The sequence below is a fragment of the Streptomyces sp. MK7 genome, from assembly GCF_032658145.1.
GTDB classification, from domain to species: domain Bacteria; phylum Actinomycetota; class Actinomycetes; order Streptomycetales; family Streptomycetaceae; genus Streptomyces; species Streptomyces spiralis.
In genome coordinates this window covers 303,896-319,263 of sequence record NZ_JAVACL010000001.1, presented here as the reverse complement: position 1 = coordinate 319,263, position 15,368 = coordinate 303,896, and the positions used below count along the sequence as shown (strand labels likewise).

Below are 15,368 nucleotides of genomic sequence, written 5' to 3'. Positions count from 1 at the left end.
GGTCAGGAGGGGTTTCCCAGAATTGTGGAGCACTGGGTAACGTGGCTGTTGCAGGGCGCTCGCCGGGGCACCTGTCACGCCTGTTCCCGGCCGAGTGGCACCCACCCCGTGCCTCGGTGGTCGGTTTCAGGTGAGCCGCACTGGCCTACCGGCAACCCCGGGGGCCGGACCGACGGAGGAGCACACGTGACCGTGGAGAGCACTGCCGCGCGCACACCGCGACGCAGCGCCGGAAGCAAGGCCGGCGCCACCGGCGCCAAAAAGAGCACCGGCGCGAACGCGAAGAAGAGCGCCGGCCCCGAACTCGTGCAGTTGCTGACCCCCGAGGGGAAGCGCGTCAAGAACGCCGAGTACGACAAGTATGTCGCCGGCATCACTTCCGAAGAGCTCCGCGGGCTGTACCGCGACATGGTGCTCACCCGCCGCTTCGACGCCGAGGCCACCGCTCTGCAGCGCCAGGGCGAACTGGGACTGTGGGCCTCGCTGCTCGGCCAGGAGGCCGCACAGATCGGCTCGGGCCGGGCGCTGAACGACGACGACTACGTCTTCCCGACCTACCGCGAGCACGGCGTCGCCTGGTGCCGCGGGGTCGACCCCACCAACCTGCTCGGCATGTTCCGCGGCGTGAACAACGGCGGCTGGGACCCGAACAGCAACAACTTCCACCTGTACACGATCGTCATCGGCTCCCAGACGCTGCACGCCACCGGCTACGCCATGGGCGTCGCCAAGGACGGCGCGGACTCGGCCGTCATCGCCTACTTCGGCGACGGCGCCTCCAGCCAGGGCGACGTGGCGGAGTCCTTCACCTTCTCCGCGGTCTACAACGCCCCGGTCGTGTTCTTCTGCCAGAACAACCAGTGGGCGATCTCCGAGCCGACCGAGAAGCAGACCCGCGTGCCGCTCTACCAGCGCGCGCAGGGCTTCGGTTTCCCGGGCGTGCGCGTCGACGGCAACGACGTACTGGCCTGCCTCGCGGTCACCAAGTGGGGGCTGGAGCGCGCCCGCGCCGGCGAGGGCCCCACCCTGGTCGAGGCGTTCACGTACCGCATGGGCGCCCACACCACCTCCGACGACCCCACCCGCTACCGGGGCGACGAGGAGCGCCTGGCCTGGGAGGCGAAGGACCCGATCCTGCGCCTTCGCCGCTACCTGGAGGCCGCAAACCACGCGGACGAGGGATTCTTCGCGGAACTCGAGGCCGAGAGCGAGGCGTTGGGCAAACGAGTACGCGAGGCGGTCCGTGCCATGCCGGACCCGGACCACTTCGCCATCTTCGAGAACGTGTACGCGGACGGGCATGCGCTCGTCGACGAGGAGCGCGCCCAGTTCGCCGCCTACCAGGCGTCGTTCGCGGACGTAGAGGGGGTCTGAGCATGGCTGCGGAGAAGATGGCACTGGCCAAGGCGATCAACGAGTCGCTGCGCCGCGCCCTGGACGCCGACCCCAAGGTCCTGATCATGGGCGAGGACGTCGGCAAGCTGGGCGGCGTGTTCCGGGTGACGGACGGCCTGCAGAAGGACTTCGGCGAGAGCCGCGTCATCGACACCCCGCTCGCCGAGTCCGGCATCGTCGGCACGGCGATCGGCCTCGCCCTGCGCGGCTACCGCCCGGTGGTCGAGATCCAGTTCGACGGCTTCGTCTTCCCGGCGTACGACCAGATCGTCACCCAGCTGGCGAAGATGCACGCTCGCTCCCTGGGCAAGGTCAAGCTCCCGGTCGTGGTCCGTATCCCCTACGGCGGCGGCATCGGCGCGGTGGAGCACCACTCGGAGTCCCCCGAGGCGCTGTTCGCGCACGTCGCGGGCCTGAAGATCGTAAGCCCGTCCAACGCCTCGGACGCGTACTGGATGATGCAGCAGGCCATCCAGAGCGACGACCCGGTGATCTACTTCGAGCCCAAGCGGCGCTACTGGGACAAGGCCGAGGTCGACCCCGAGGCGATCCCCGCCCCGCTGCACAGGGCGCAGGTCGTCCGCGAGGGCACGGACTTGACTCTGGCCGCCTACGGTCCGATGGTGAAGCTCTGCCACGAGGTCGCCGCCGCGGCCGCCGAGGAGGGCAGGTCGCTGGAGGTCCTGGACCTGCGCTCGGTCTCCCCGATCGACTTCGACTCCATCCAGGCCTCGGTGGAGAAGACCCGCCGCCTGGTGGTGGTCCACGAGGCCCCGGTCTTCTTCGGTTCCGGTGCGGAGATCGCCGCCCGGATCACCGAGCGCTGCTTCTACCACCTGGAGGCCCCCGTCCTGCGGGTCGGCGGCTACCACGCGCCGTATCCGCCGGCGCGGCTGGAAGAGGCCTATCTGCCGGACCTGGATCGCGTGCTCGACGCCGTCGACCGCTCGCTGGCGTACTGAGGGAGAGGTTCGTGACGACGATGACCGAAGCGTCCGTGCGTGAGTTCAAGATGCCGGATGTCGGCGAGGGTCTGACCGAGGCCGAGATCCTCAAGTGGTACGTCCAGCCCGGTGACACGGTCACCGACGGCCAGGTGGTCTGCGAGGTCGAGACCGCCAAGGCGGCCGTCGAACTGCCGATCCCCTACGACGGCGTGGTGCGCGAACTGCACTTCCCCGAGGGCACCACCGTGGACGTGGGCACGCCCATCATCGCGGTGGAGGTGGCGGGCGCGGCCCCGGCCGAGGCCCCCGCACAGGCCCCGGCGGCCGAGCCGGCACAGGAGGAGGCGGAGCCGCAGGGCCGCCAGCCGGTCCTGGTGGGCTACGGCGTCTCGACGTCGGCCACCAAGCGCCGCCCGCGCAAGGGCCAGGAGGCCCCGGTGCCCCAGGCCGCGACGGCACTTCAGGCGGAGCTGAACGGCCACAGCGGGTCGGCCGTCGCCCCGGCCCCCGCCCCCGCCGTGACCCCGGCCCCCGCCCCCGTCGCCGGGAAGGACCGCCCGCTGGCGAAGCCGCCGGTGCGCAAGCTGGCGAAGGACCTGGGCGTGGACCTGACGACGGTGGTCCCGTCCGGCCCGGACGGCATCATCACCCGCGAGGACGTCCACGCGGCGGTGGCGGCCACGGTCGCCCCGCAGGCGCCGGAGCCGGTGACGGCACCCGCCCCGGTGACCCCCGCCCCCGCTCCCGCCGTGACCTACGACGGCACGCGGGAGACCCGCGTCCCGGTGAAGGGTGTCCGCAAGGCGACGGCGGCCGCGATGGTCGGCTCCGCGTTCACGGCGCCGCACGTCACGGAGTTCGTGACGGTCGACGTGACCCGCACGATGCGGCTGGTGGAGGAGCTCAAGCAGGACAAGGACATGCAGGGGCTGCGGGTCAACCCGCTCCTGCTGATCGCCAAGGCCCTGCTGGTCGCCATCAAGCGCAACCCGGAGGTCAACGCGTCCTGGGACGAGGCAAACCAGGAGATCGTGCTCAAGCACTACGTCAACCTGGGCATCGCCGCGGCCACCCCGCGCGGCCTGATCGTTCCCAACATCAAGGACGCCCACGCCAAGACGCTCCCGCAGCTCGCCGAGGCACTCGGTGAGCTGGTGTCGACGGCCCGCGAGGGCAAGACGTCCCCGGCGGCCATGCAGGGCGGCACGGTGACGATCACCAACGTCGGCGTCTTCGGCGTCGACACGGGTACGCCGATCCTCAACCCCGGCGAGTGCGCGATCCTCGCGGTCGGCGCGATCAAGCTCCAGCCGTGGGTCCACAAGGGCAAGGTCAAGCCCCGCCAGGTCACCACCCTGGCCCTGAGCTTCGACCACCGTCTGGTCGACGGCGAACTCGGCTCCAAGGTCCTGGCGGACGTGGCCGCCGTCCTGGAGCAGCCGAAGCGGTTGATCACCTGGGCCTGAGCCCGGAGGTCACCCGGCATCGGACGACGACGAGCCGTGCACCCCGCCCGGGGTGCACGGCTCGGTCGTGCCGGATGCCGGACGTCAGCCCAGGCGGGCGAAGCCGTAGTTGAGGATCTTCGTGGCGTCGGTGGCGCGCTGGTTGATCGAGGACGAGGCGAGGACCGTGCCGATGACGGTCTTGCTGCCCCGGGTCGCGGCGAAGACCAGGCAGTACTTGGCCTCCGGGCCCGAGCCGGTCTTCACGCCGATAGCGCCCTTGTAGCTGCCCAGCAGGGTGTTCGTGTTCGTCCACGTCGCCATCGTGCGGGTGCTGCCCGTCTTGGTGATGGTCTTGGCGGTGTACGACTTCGTCTTCACGATCGTGCGGAACGTGGAGCTCTTCATCGCACTGCTCGCGATCTTCGTCAGGTCGCGCGGCGTCGAGTAGTTGCTGCCCTTGCCGATGCCGTCGAAGGAGTCGAAGTGGGTGTTCGTCAGCTTCAGGCCCTTCGCGGCGGCGTTCATCTTGCCGATGAAGCTCTTCACGCGCGTGTCCCGAGTCGAGCCGGAACCGAACTTGTCGGCCAGCGCGTACGCGGCGTCGCAGCCGGACGGCAGCATCAGACCGTACAGCAGCTGACGGACGGTCACCTTGTCGCCCACGATCAGGTGCGCCTGGGAGGCGTTGTTCTTCACGACGTAGTCGCTGTACGCCTTCTGGATGGTGACCTTGGCGTCGAGGTTCAGGTTCGGCTGCGCGAGCACGACCTTCGCGGTCATGATCTTGGTGGTGGAGCCGGTGGACAGCCGTGTGTCCGCCTTCTTCGTGAACAGCGTCGAGCCGTTCGCGTTGTTCATCGCGTAGCCGCCCTTGGCGACGATCGACGGCGCGCTGACGGCCTGCGCGGGTGCCGCGGCGAGAGCTCCGGTGACGAGCACGGCGCCGGTGGTCAGGACGACGGCGGTGGCTCTGCGGAGGCGGCTGGCCTGAATGCCGGTTTTCAAGTGGAATACCCCGATTACGTTGAATGCCCCTAGGGCGCGGTCGAGTTGTGTTCCCAACAGAGTGGGGCCGCACTTGTGTGACTCCCGACCGGCGCGGATGGTTGTGCCGTTGGCGGGGTGAATTTCTCAGAGGCTCTCGAGGGCTCCCGGGCGGTCCGCATGGTGGACGAGGCGGATCATGCGTACGTCTTGTATCTATGCTGTGGGCATGACCCTCGCCGTGAAGCAGCCTCCCGCCGCCGACCGTGTGTACACCCACGTCAAGCAAGCCGTCCTGGAGCGCCGTTACGAAGGCGGAACGCTTCTGACCGAGGGTGAGCTGGCCGAGGCCGTCGGCGTCTCCCGCACCCCGGTGCGCGAGGCGCTGCTGCGGCTGGAGGCCGAGGGGCTGCTCAAGCTCTACCCGAAGAAGGGAGCGCTCGTCCTGCCGGTCTCCGCACAGGAGATCGCCGACGTCGTCGAGACCCGGCAGCTGGTCGAGGAGCACGCCGCGCGCAAGGCCGTACCCGCACCACCCGGACTCATCGAGCGCCTGGAGGAGCTGCTGGCGAAGCAGAAACAGCAGGCCGCCGACGGGGACTTCGCCGCCGCCGCCGTCACCGACCGCTGCTTCCACGCCGAGATCGTCCGCAGCGGCGGGAACGAGATCCTCTCCCGCCTCTACGACCAACTGCGCGACCGGCAGCTGCGCATGGGCGTCGCCGTCATGCACTCCCACCCCGACCGCATCGCCAAGACGCTTACCGAGCACGAGGAGATCCTGAACGCGCTGCGCTCCGGCGACGCGGAGGCGGCCGTCGGGCTCGTCCACCGGCACGTCAGCTGGTTCTCCCACCTGGCGCGGGGTGAGGTGCGATGAGTTCCGGACCCGGCTCCTCGTCCGATTCGCCGGCGGGTTCACGCGGCGGCGCCGCCCTGCCCGGTGACCCGCCCGGCGGGCGGCGCGCCGTCGCCGTCTGGAGCATCGGCGTCGCCGTCTACTTCGTCGCCGTCATCTTCCGTACCTCACTGGGCGTCGCCGGCCTCGACGCCGCCGAACGCTTCCATGTGAGCGCCTCCGCGCTGTCCACCTTCTCCATCCTCCAGCTGCTCGTCTACGCGGGCATGCAGATACCCGTCGGCCTGCTGGTCGACCGGCTCGGCACCAAGAAGGTGCTGGGCATGGGGGTGGTGCTCTTCACGGCGGGCCAGCTGGGGTTCGCCTTCTCGGCGTCGTACGGCACCGCGCTCGCCTCCCGCGCGCTGCTCGGCTGCGGCGACGCCATGACGTTCATCAGTGTGCTGCGGCTGGGCTCGCGGTGGTTCCCGGTCCGGCGCGGGCCGCTGGTCGCCCAGCTCGCCGGGCTGGTCGGCATGGCGGGCAACCTGGTCTCCACGCTGGTGCTGACCCGGCTGCTGCGCGGGTTCGGCTGGACCCCCGCCTTCGCGGGCAGCGCGCTGGCCGGTGTGCTGGTCCTCGTGCTGCTGGTCCTCTTCCTCAAGGACCACCCCGAGGGACACGAGCCCGAGCCGCTGCCGCACCAGGGAGCCGTGTACGTGCGCCGGCAGATCCTCGCCGCATGGCGGGAGCCCGGCACCCGGCTGGGCATGTGGGTGCACTTCACCACCCAGTTCCCGGCGATGGTGTTCCTGCTGCTGTGGGGGCTGCCGTTCCTGGTACAGGCCGAAGGGCTGGCACGGTCGACGGCCGGGGAACTGCTCACCCTCGTCGTGCTGTCGAACATGGGCGTCGGCCTCGTCTACGGCCAGATCGTCGCCCGGCATCACACGGCGCGGCTCCCGCTGGCGCTCGGCACGGTGGCGGCGACGGCGACCCTGTGGGCGGCCACGCTGGTGTACCCCGCCGAGCGGGCACCGATGTGGCTGCTGGTGGTGCTGTGCCTGGTGCTGGGCGCGTGCGGGCCGGCCTCGATGATCGGTTTCGACTTCGCGCGGCCGGCGAATCCGGCGGAGCGTCAGGGGACGGCGTCGGGGATCACCAATATGGGTGGTTTCGTGGCTTCGATGACGACGCTGTTCGCGATCGGGGTGCTGTTGGACGCGACGGGAGACGACTACCAGGTCGCCTTCTCCGCCGTGTTCGTGCTGCAGGCGGTGGGGGTGAGCCAGATTCTGCGGTTGCGGAAGCGGGCGGCTCGGCGGGAGCGGGAGCGGTTGGTGGCCAGCCGGGTGGAGGCGGTGCACGTCCCTGCGTGACGCTGCGCTGTGCTGCGGTGTGCGCGCTGCGGTGTGCTGAGGTGCGGTGTGCTGAGGTGCGGTGTGCTGCGGGTGGGTGGGTGCGCTTGCCCCGCTCGGGGGTGCCTCCCCCACGCTCGAATGCGCTCGCGCGGAGGCACCCCCACCGCCCACCCGTGCCGCCTGGGGGCACCTCCCAGGCGGCAAGCACGGGGGGAGGCACGACTGCCCGCAGCTGTGTCGGCGTGCGACTGCCCGCAGCCAGGTTCTACTGCGTCACCGTGAAGTTGCGCAGGATCGCCTCCGCCAGGCCTGCGTCACCCTCTGTTTTCACCTGGTCCGCCACCGCCTCCGGGGTCACCCTGCCGCAGGACAGGCGGACGTAGGTTTCCCAGTCGAGGGTGAGGGTCGCGGCCGGGCCCAGGGCGGGGGCGGTTTCGAGGGTGCCGCGGCCCTGGATGTCGACGCGGATCGTACGGAGGAACTCCACGGGACCGTGGACGTCGAAGACGATCGCCGAGCTGCGCGGGGCGTCCGCCTTCCGGGCGACCACGTCCGGGAGGGCGTCGAGGAGATAGTCCCGGGCGATGAGCGCGCCGGGCGAGTCCAGGTTGCCGGGGCGGCCGAGGGCTGTGCGCAGGTCCTGCTCGTGCACCCAGATGTCGAACGCCCGGTAGCGCATCGCCTCTTCGAGGGTGAGCTCGGTGCCGAGCGGGCCGCGCACCTTGGTGCCGGGGTCGCGGGACTCGTTGCGCAGCTGGCGGTTGCGGCGGATGATCGTGTACTCGAGCTCGGACGTCATCTCCGGTGCCGTGTGGTGGCGCCGGACGTCGACCTGTATCTCCATGTAGCGCTGGTGCTCGTTGGTGACGTGGAACAGGTCGCGCGGCAGGGAGTGGATGGGACGCGGATCGCCGAGCGCCTCGCAGTCCATGCCGATGACGTGCGAGACCAGGTCGCGGACCGACCAGCCCGGGCAGGGGGTCCGCCGGTTCCACTCGCCCTCCACGAGGGGCTGCACCAGCTCGGATATCGCCTCGACGGAGTGGGTCCAGGCGTCGGCGTAGGGCTGGAGGGTGGGATGCAGACTCACGGAACGGGACCCCTCGGCGGTCGGTACACGGGCAGGTTGTGTCTCCCCCAGCGCTTGACGCCTGGGAGGTGCCCCCAGGCGTCATTGCCGGTGGGAGGCGGCGGCGATCGTCGGGCGGCTTGCACCCCCCCCGGGACTCTCGCTCCGCTTCGAGCGGGGGGACCCCCAAGTTACGCTGCTGTGGGGTACCCCGGCAGTGCTTTCGTGTGACGATCGTAGGCCCGTGTGGACAACTCGAATGCCAGGACGGTGGTAGTGTGCGCGCCTCGTTGATCCAGATCGCCGTGGATGAGGGCGAATCGGTCGAATCGCGACGGGAACGGGCGGCCTCGCTGGTGAGGAGCCAGGCCGGTGCCGCCGACCTCGTCGTGCTGCCCGAGCTGTGGACCACCGGAGCCTTCGCCTTCGAGGAGTTCGGGCGCGAGGCCGAGCCGCTGGAAGGGCCGACGTACGAGGCGATGGCCAAGGCGGCGAGCGACGCGGGCCTATGGCTGCACGCCGGCTCGATCCCGGAACGGGACCCGGACGGCCCCCTCTACAACACCTCCCTCGTCTTCACCCCGACCGGCGACCTGGCCGCCGCCTACCGCAAGGTCCACCGCTTCGGCTTCGACAAGGGCGAGGCCGTGCTGATGGGCGCCGGGCGGGACCTGGTGACGGTCCGTCTGCCGGACACCACCCTGGGCCTGGCGACCTGTTACGACCTCCGTTTCCCCGAGCTCTTCCGCTCACTGGTCGACGCCGGGGCCGAGACCCTGGTGGTCCCGGCGGGCTGGCCCGAGCGCCGGCGCGCGCACTGGACGCTGCTGGCCCGGGCGCGGGCGGTGGAGGACCAGGCGTTCGTGCTCGCCTGTGGAACGGCCGGGACGCACGCCGGGGTTCCCCAGGCCGGTCACTCGATCGTGGTCGACCCCTGGGGCGAGGTCCTGGCCGAGGCCGGCCACGGCGAGGAGATCCTCACGGTCGAGTTCGACCCGGCGAAGGTCGCGACGACCCGGGAGCAGTTCCCGGCGCTGAAGGACCGGGTGCTGGGCCTGGAGCCGCCGCGCCGCTGAGCGGGCCCGTTCGTCGGGGCGGCTACTCGGCGGCCCCGGCGTGCCGCTCCTCCCGCTCCTTCTCCGCCAGGTGGATCACGCACACCGCCACCGCGATCAGCAGCGCCGGGTCGGCGTCCTCCCGTACGACGTCGATGCCGTAGGTGTCCACGACGCTCAGCCGGCGCCGGGAGATCACCGCCAGCAGCTCCCCGTCGTACTCGACGGCGAACTCCCGGTCGAGGATCTTGCCGCTGACGTCGAGCTCGGTGCCGTCCACGAGGGACACCCGGTAGTGGTTGCGCAGCAGCGACAGCCGCTTGCGCCGGATCTTCGCCAGGGCCTCCCCGCCCCGCTCGATCACCATGGTCTCCCGCAGGGAGAACATCTTCTGGTGGATGTCGATCAGGACCCGGCCCCGGGTGTCCTTCAGCTCGAAGGTGTCGCGCAGCCGCATGGCCTTGCCGTCGACGAGGAAGACCTTGGTGCCGTGGTCGTCCTCGATCCAGTAGTCGTCACCGATGCCGAGGATCCGGTCGCGTACGAGGAATCTCATGCCCTCACCGCTTCCCCGGCGACCGACCGGAAACCCCGCCGATAGCCCGACGGGCTGAGCGGGGCAGGCGCCGGTCCGGTTGTCGGTGGCGAGTGGCACCCTTGATCCATGAGCGAATCGTCCCCGGTCCCGACCCCCCGACACGCCCGCGTCCGTGCCCCCGAGCTGACCGGCAGGGGCGGCTGGCTGAACACGGGAGGCAAGCAGTACACCCTTGCCGACCTGCGTGGACGCATTGTCGTGCTGGACTTCTGGACCTTCTGCTGCATCAACTGCCTGCACGTCCTGGACGAGCTCAGAGAGCTCGAGGAGAAGCACCGGGACACGGTGGTGCTCATCGGTGTGCACTCGCCGAAGTTCGTGCACGAGGCGGAGCACCAGGCGGTCGTCGACGCCGTGGAGCGGTACGGGGTGGAGCACCCGGTGCTCGACGACCCCGAACTCGCCACCTGGAAGCAGTACGCGGTGCGCGCCTGGCCGACGCTGGTGGTGATCGACCCGGAGGGCTACGTGGTCGCGCAGCACGCCGGCGAGGGTCATGCGCACGCCATCGAGCGGCTGGTGGAGGAGCTGGAGACCGAGCACGCGGCCAAGGGCACCCTGCGGCGCGGGGACGGCCCGTACGTGCCGCCGGAGCCGGAGCCCTCCACCCTGCGCTTCCCGGGCAAGGCGCTGCTGCTGCCGTCGGGCAGCCTCCTGGTCAGCGACACCACCCGGCACCAGCTGGTGGAGCTGGAGGCGGACGGGGAGACGGTCGTACGCCGGATCGGCCAGGGGAGCCGGGGGCTGACCGACGGTCCCGCGGACCGGGTCCGCTTCCAGGAGCCGCAGGGTCTCGCGCTGCTGCCGGACGGCACCGTCGTCGTCGCCGACACGGTCAACCACGCCCTGCGCCGCTTCGACCCGGAGACGGGGCTGACCACGACTCTCGCCGGCACCGGACACCAGTGGATGCGGGGCGAGGCCACCTCCGGTCCCGGCCGGGAGGTGAAGCTGTCCTCGCCGTGGGACGTCGCCTGGTGGAACGGCAAGGTGTGGATCGCCATGGCGGGCGTGCACCAGCTGTGGGCGTACGACCCGGCCGAGGACACCGTCTCGGTCACCGCCGGGACCACCAACGAGGGGCTCGTCGACGGCCCGGGCACCGAGGCCTGGTTCGCGCAGCCCTCCGGGCTCGCGGCCACGTCCGAGCGGCTCTGGCTCGCCGACTCCGAGACCTCCGCCCTGCGCTGGGTCGACCTCGACGGTGACGTCCACACCGCCGTCGGCACCGGGCTGTTCGACTTCGGCCACCGGGACGGCGCCGCCGGCCAGGCGCTGTTCCAGCACCCGCTGGGGGTGACCGCGCTCCCGGACGGTTCGGTCGCCGTCAGCGACACCTACAACCACGCCCTGCGCCGCTACGACCCGGCGACCGGCGTGGTCAGCACGCTCGCCACCGATCTGCGCGAGCCCAGCGACGCCGTGCTCGTCGGCGATGACATCGTGGTGGTGGAGTCGGCCCGGCACCGGCTGACCCGGCTGCGTCTGCCGGAGGAGGCCGTACGGGTCGAGGCCGTCGCCCACCGCACCCGGCGCGCGGCCACGGAGGTCGCCCCCGGGCGACTGCGGCTGGACGTGATCTTCCAGGCCCCGGCGGGCCAGAAGCTGGACACCCGCTACGGCCCGTCCACCCGTCTGCTGGTGTCCTCCACCCCGCCGGAGCTGCTGCTGGAAGGAGAGGGCGCGGACACGGACCTGTCCCGCACCCTGGAGCTGAACCCGGAGGTCCGGGACGGCGTGCTGCACGTCTCCGCGATGGCGGCGAGCTGCGACGACCCGGCTGGGGGCACCTCCCAGTCGAAGACTGGGGGAGAGTACCCGGCCTGCCATGTCCACCAGCAGGACTGGGGCGTCCCGGTCCGCCTCACCGAGGGCGGCGCGGACCGGCTGCCGCTGGTGCTGGCGGGCATGGACGCCTGATCCGGCACGCGGTCACATGCCGTACCCGCCGTCGATGTAGCCGTCGCGGTGGTGGTGCCGTTCCTCCTCGACCACGGTGGTGGATGGCGGCACCATGACCCGGCGGCGCCGGTAGATGCTGCTGAACGTCGTGACGCCGATCAGGCCCACGATCATCAGGATGACGCCGACCACATGCAGGTTGACCCCCTGCATGTGCCAGTCGGTCGCGAACGTGAGGATGGCTCCCACGGCGATGAGGATGATGCACCCGCCGAGGCCCATGAGTGTCGCCTCCTGTCCGGTCGTTGGATCGGTACCGGGTACCCGGCCCGGCAGGAGGCATGCGCCGCAGCGGAGTTGACTACCCCTCCAGGAACGCCACCAGCGCGTTGGCCAGCAGGAACGGGTCGTCGGCGGCGCACAGTTCCCGGGCGCTGTGCATGGACAGGATGGCCACGCCGATGTCGACCGTGCGGATGCCGTGCCGGGCCGCGGTGATCGGGCCGATGGTCGTGCCGCACGGCATGGAGTTGTTGGAGACGAACGACTGGAAGGGGACGCCGGCCTTCTCGCAGGCCGCGGTGAACACCGCCCGGCCCGAACCGTCCGTGGCGTAGCGGTTGTTGACGTTCACCTTGAGGATGGGGCCGCCGCCCGCGCGCGGGTGGTGCGTCGGGTCGTGCCGCTCGGCGTAGTTGGGGTGCACGGCGTGGCCCGTGTCGGAGGAGAGGCAGACCGTGCCGGCGAAGGCGCGCGCCCGGTCCTCGTACGACCCTCCGCGCGCGAACACCGAGCGCTCCAGCACGCCGCCGAGCAGCGGGCCGTCCGCTCCCGTGTCGGACTGGGAGCCGTTCTCCTCGTGGTCGAAGGCGGCCAGCACGGGGATGTACGGCAGTTCGCCCGCGCCCGGCCCGGTCGCCACGGCCGCCAGGGCCGCCGTACCGGCGTGCACCGAGAGCAGGTTGTCCATGCGGGGGCCGGCCACGAGTTCCTGGTCGCGGCCCAGATAGGCGGGCGGCTCCACGGAGTGCACCATCAGGTCCCAGCCGGCGACCCCGCCCGCCGGCAGGCCGGTCTCGTGCTCCAGGAAGGCGATCAGGTCGCCGTCGCGGACGTCGTCGCCGAGGCCCCACACCGGCTGCAGGTGCCGCTGCTTGTCGAGCTTGAGGCCCTCGGTGGAGACCGAGCGGTCCAGGTGGATGGCCAGCTGGGGGACGCGCAGCAGCGGGCGGTCGATGTTCACCAGGCGGCTGGAGCCGTCCCGGAGGGTGAGCCGGCCGGCCAGGCCCAGGTCGCGGTCGAGCCAGGAGTTCATCAGCGGGCCGCCGTAGATCTCCACGGCGACCTGGCGCCAGCCGTGCGCTCCGGTGTCGGGCAGCGGCTTGACGCGCAGGTTGGGCGAGTCGGTGTGGGCGCCGACGATGCGGAAGGGGGTGTGCGGCGCCGCGCCCTCGGGGACGTACCACGCGATGATCGCCCCTCCGCGCAGCACGTACTTACCGCCGCAGGTGCCGTCCCACGCGTCGGTCTCCGCGACCTGGCGGAAGCCGGCCTTCTCCAGCCGCTCGGCCGCGTTGGCGACGGCGTGGTACGGCGACGGGCTCGCCGCGAGGAAGGACATCAGGTCGTCGGTGTGGCCGCGGTCGAAGCGCTGGCTTGTACTCATGGGTTCACCTTAACGACGGTCGAGGGTCCGCTCCCGGTGCGGGAGCGGACCCTCGTGAGAACGATGCGGAGGTGCGGGCTAGAACGCGGCCTCGTCCAGTTCCATCAGGTCGAGGTCGACGTTCTCCGACAGCTTGCGGGCCAGGGTGACGCCGGGCAGGACGTTGGCCGCGAAGAACTTCGCCGCCGCGATCTTGCCGGTGTAGAACGCCCGGTCCTTGGCGGAGGCCGTCCCGAGCTTCTCGGCGGCGATCGCCGCACCCTTGAGCAGCAGGTAGCCGACGACCACGTCACCGGAGGCCAGCAGCAGGCGGGTCGTGTTGAGCCCGACCTTGTAGATGTTCTTGACGTTCTGCTCGGTGGCCGCGAGGTCGGTCAGCATCACGCCGACGACCGCCTCCAGCTCGACGGCGGCCTTGGCGAGGTGCTCGCGGGCGGCGGCCAGCTCCTCGCCGCCCTCGCCCAGCGCCAGGAACTTCTTGATGTCCTCGGCGAGGGAGTTCAGGGCCGCGCCCTGGTTGCGGACGATCTTGCGGAAGAAGTAGTCCTGGCCCTGGATGGCGGTGGTGCCCTCGTACAGGGTGTCGATCTTGGCGTCGCGGATGTACTGCTCGATCGGGTACTCCTGCAGGAAGCCGGAGCCGCCGAAGGTCTGCAGGGACTGGGCGAGCTGCTCGTAGCCCTTCTCGGAGCCGTAGCCCTTGACGATGGGCAGGAGCAGGTCGTTCAGCGCGTGCTCCGCCGACGCGTCCTCGCCGCCCGCCTCCTTCACCGCGATCGCGTCCTGGACGGAGGCCGTGTGGAGGACGAGGGCGCGCATGCCCTCGGCGTACGCCTTCTGCGTCATCAGCGAGCGGCGCACGTCGGGATGGTGGGTGATGGTGACCTTGGGCGCGGACTTGTCCATGAAGTTCGCCAGGTCCGGGCCCTGGACGCGCTCCTTGGCGTACTCCAGCGCGTTGAGGTAGCCCGTGGACAGCGTGGAGATCGCCTTCGTGCCGACCATCATGCGGGCGAACTCGATGATGCGGAACATCTGGCGGATGCCGTCGTGCTTGTCGCCGATCAGCCAGCCCTTGGCCGGGTGGCGGTCGCCGAAGGTCATCTCGCAGGTGTTGGACGCCTTCAGGCCCATCTTGTGCTCGACGTTGGTGGCGTAGACGCCGTTGCGCTCGCCCAGCTCACCGGTCTCCCAGTCGAACAGGTACTTCGGCACGAGGAAGAGGGACAGGCCCTTGGTGCCGGGGCCGGCGCCCTCGGGGCGGGCGAGGACGTAGTGGAGGATGTTCTCCTCCATGTCGTGCTCACCGGAGGTGATGAAGCGCTTCACGCCCTCGATGTGCCAGGAGCCGTCCTCCTGCTGGACCGCCTTGGTGCGGCCGGCGCCCACGTCGGAGCCCGCGTCGGGCTCGGTGAGCACCATGGTGGAGCCCCAGGTCTTCTCGACCGCGATCTTCGCGAGCTTCTTCTGCTCCTCGGTGCCCTCCTCGAAGAGGATGCGGGCGAAGGCCGGGCCGGAGGAGTACATCCAGATCGCCGGGTTCGAGCCGAGGATCAGCTCCGCGTACGCCCAGATCAGGGACGGGGGAGCCGTGGTGCCGCCGATCTCCTCGGGCAGGCCGAGGCGCCAGTACTCGGAGTCCATGAAGGACCGGTAGCTCTTCTTGAAGGTCTCCGGTATCGGCGCGGTGTTGGTCTCGGGGTCGAAGACCGGCGGGTTGCGGTCGGCGTCGGCGAAGGACTCCGCCAGCTCGTTCTCCGCGAGGCGGGTCAGCTCCTCCAGGATGCTCCTGGCGGTGTCGGTGTCCATCTCCTCGAACGGTCCGGTGCCGTACAGCTTGTCGCGTCCGAGGACTTCGAAGAGGTTGAACTCGATGTCGCGGAGGTTGGACTTGTAGTGCCCCATGGCCACGGCTCCCGTTGTGGACTCGGCGAGGCACTGACTCCTCGCGTCTGGTTGACCTACCAACTAGTAGCTCCGATGATGCTACCCGTCGGTAATAAGAAGCAACCCCTGACGGTGTGGTCTGTGACGCGTCTGCGGTGAGCCCGGTTCCGGCCACCGGCTCCGGCCCTCGCCGGCGCATCGTAGGTCCGGCGGCCGGC

At 70.6% G+C, this 15,368-nt stretch carries 13 protein-coding genes; 7 read left to right on the top strand and 6 right to left on the bottom strand.

Annotated elements, in window-relative coordinates:
• The first annotated feature begins 186 nt into the window (after window positions 1–186).
• Genes pdhA through R2S09_RS01405 form a run of 3 tightly spaced genes read left to right on the top strand, consistent with a single transcriptional unit; the run spans window position 187 to window position 3,808 of the window.
• Window positions 187–1,374, top strand: coding sequence for a pyruvate dehydrogenase (acetyl-transferring) E1 component subunit alpha (gene pdhA / locus R2S09_RS01415; RefSeq protein ID WP_306184673.1), 1,188 nt, complete (start codon window positions 187–189; stop codon window positions 1,372–1,374).
• 2 nt (window positions 1,375–1,376) lie between these two features.
• Window positions 1,377–2,357: an alpha-ketoacid dehydrogenase subunit beta gene (locus R2S09_RS01410; protein WP_372337625.1), complete on the top strand. Its 981-nt coding sequence runs from the start codon at window positions 1,377–1,379 to the stop codon at window positions 2,355–2,357.
• Between the two features lie 11 nt (window positions 2,358–2,368).
• Window positions 2,369–3,808: a dihydrolipoamide acetyltransferase family protein gene (locus R2S09_RS01405; protein ID WP_306184674.1), complete on the top strand. Its 1,440-nt coding sequence runs from the start codon at window positions 2,369–2,371 to the stop codon at window positions 3,806–3,808.
• A gap of 84 nt (window positions 3,809–3,892) precedes the next feature.
• Here the strand turns inward: R2S09_RS01405 and R2S09_RS01400 are convergent, their stop codons facing one another.
• Window positions 3,893–4,795, bottom strand: a complete 903-nt coding sequence (locus tag R2S09_RS01400) for a D-alanyl-D-alanine carboxypeptidase family protein (protein ID WP_306184675.1) — start codon at window positions 4,793–4,795, stop codon at window positions 3,893–3,895.
• Between the two features lie 208 nt (window positions 4,796–5,003).
• On the opposite strand from R2S09_RS01400, the gene R2S09_RS01395 reads away from it, so the two are divergent.
• Both R2S09_RS01395 and R2S09_RS01390 read left to right on the top strand, forming a co-directional pair.
• Window positions 5,004–5,654, top strand: coding sequence for a GntR family transcriptional regulator (locus tag R2S09_RS01395; protein ID WP_306184677.1), 651 nt, complete (start codon window positions 5,004–5,006; stop codon window positions 5,652–5,654).
• Window positions 5,651–6,991, top strand: a complete 1,341-nt coding sequence (locus R2S09_RS01390) for an MFS transporter (RefSeq protein WP_316739294.1) — start codon at window positions 5,651–5,653, stop codon at window positions 6,989–6,991. The genes R2S09_RS01395 and R2S09_RS01390 overlap by 4 nt, the downstream gene beginning before the upstream one ends.
• A 247-nt stretch (window positions 6,992–7,238) precedes the next feature.
• On the opposite strand, the gene R2S09_RS01385 is transcribed toward R2S09_RS01390, so the two are convergent.
• The gene (locus R2S09_RS01385) at window positions 7,239–8,063 is read right to left on the bottom strand and encodes a maleylpyruvate isomerase family mycothiol-dependent enzyme (RefSeq protein WP_306184682.1); all 825 of its coding nucleotides are present in this window, start codon (window positions 8,061–8,063) and stop codon (window positions 7,239–7,241) included.
• A 257-nt stretch (window positions 8,064–8,320) separates the two neighbouring features.
• Between R2S09_RS01385 and R2S09_RS01380 the strand changes: the two genes are divergently transcribed.
• Window positions 8,321–9,118, top strand: coding sequence for a carbon-nitrogen family hydrolase (locus R2S09_RS01380; RefSeq protein WP_316739292.1), 798 nt, complete (start codon window positions 8,321–8,323; stop codon window positions 9,116–9,118).
• Window positions 9,119–9,140: 22 nt separating this feature from the next.
• On the opposite strand, the gene R2S09_RS01375 is transcribed toward R2S09_RS01380, so the two are convergent.
• Window positions 9,141–9,653, bottom strand: coding sequence for an LURP-one-related/scramblase family protein (locus R2S09_RS01375; protein ID WP_030177547.1), 513 nt, complete (start codon window positions 9,651–9,653; stop codon window positions 9,141–9,143).
• A 108-nt stretch (window positions 9,654–9,761) separates the two neighbouring features.
• Between R2S09_RS01375 and R2S09_RS01370 the strand changes: the two genes are divergently transcribed.
• A complete protein-coding gene (locus tag R2S09_RS01370) occupies window positions 9,762–11,615 on the top strand; it encodes an NHL domain-containing thioredoxin family protein (RefSeq protein ID WP_316739289.1) in 1,854 nt (617 codons plus the stop codon).
• Window positions 11,616–11,627: 12 nt separating this feature from the next.
• Here R2S09_RS01370 and R2S09_RS01365 read toward each other — a convergent pair whose 3' ends face one another.
• The 3 genes from R2S09_RS01365 to R2S09_RS01355 form a co-directional block, all read right to left on the bottom strand.
• The gene (locus tag R2S09_RS01365; protein ID WP_306184687.1) at window positions 11,628–11,879 is read right to left on the bottom strand and encodes a DUF6458 family protein; all 252 of its coding nucleotides are present in this window, start codon (window positions 11,877–11,879) and stop codon (window positions 11,628–11,630) included.
• A 79-nt stretch (window positions 11,880–11,958) separates the two neighbouring features.
• Window positions 11,959–13,263, bottom strand: a complete 1,305-nt coding sequence (locus tag R2S09_RS01360; RefSeq protein ID WP_306184689.1) for a M18 family aminopeptidase — start codon at window positions 13,261–13,263, stop codon at window positions 11,959–11,961.
• Between the two features lie 78 nt (window positions 13,264–13,341).
• Window positions 13,342–15,168: an acyl-CoA dehydrogenase gene (locus R2S09_RS01355; protein ID WP_316739287.1), complete on the bottom strand. Its 1,827-nt coding sequence runs from the start codon at window positions 15,166–15,168 to the stop codon at window positions 13,342–13,344.
• Window positions 15,169–15,368 lie beyond the last annotated feature (200 nt).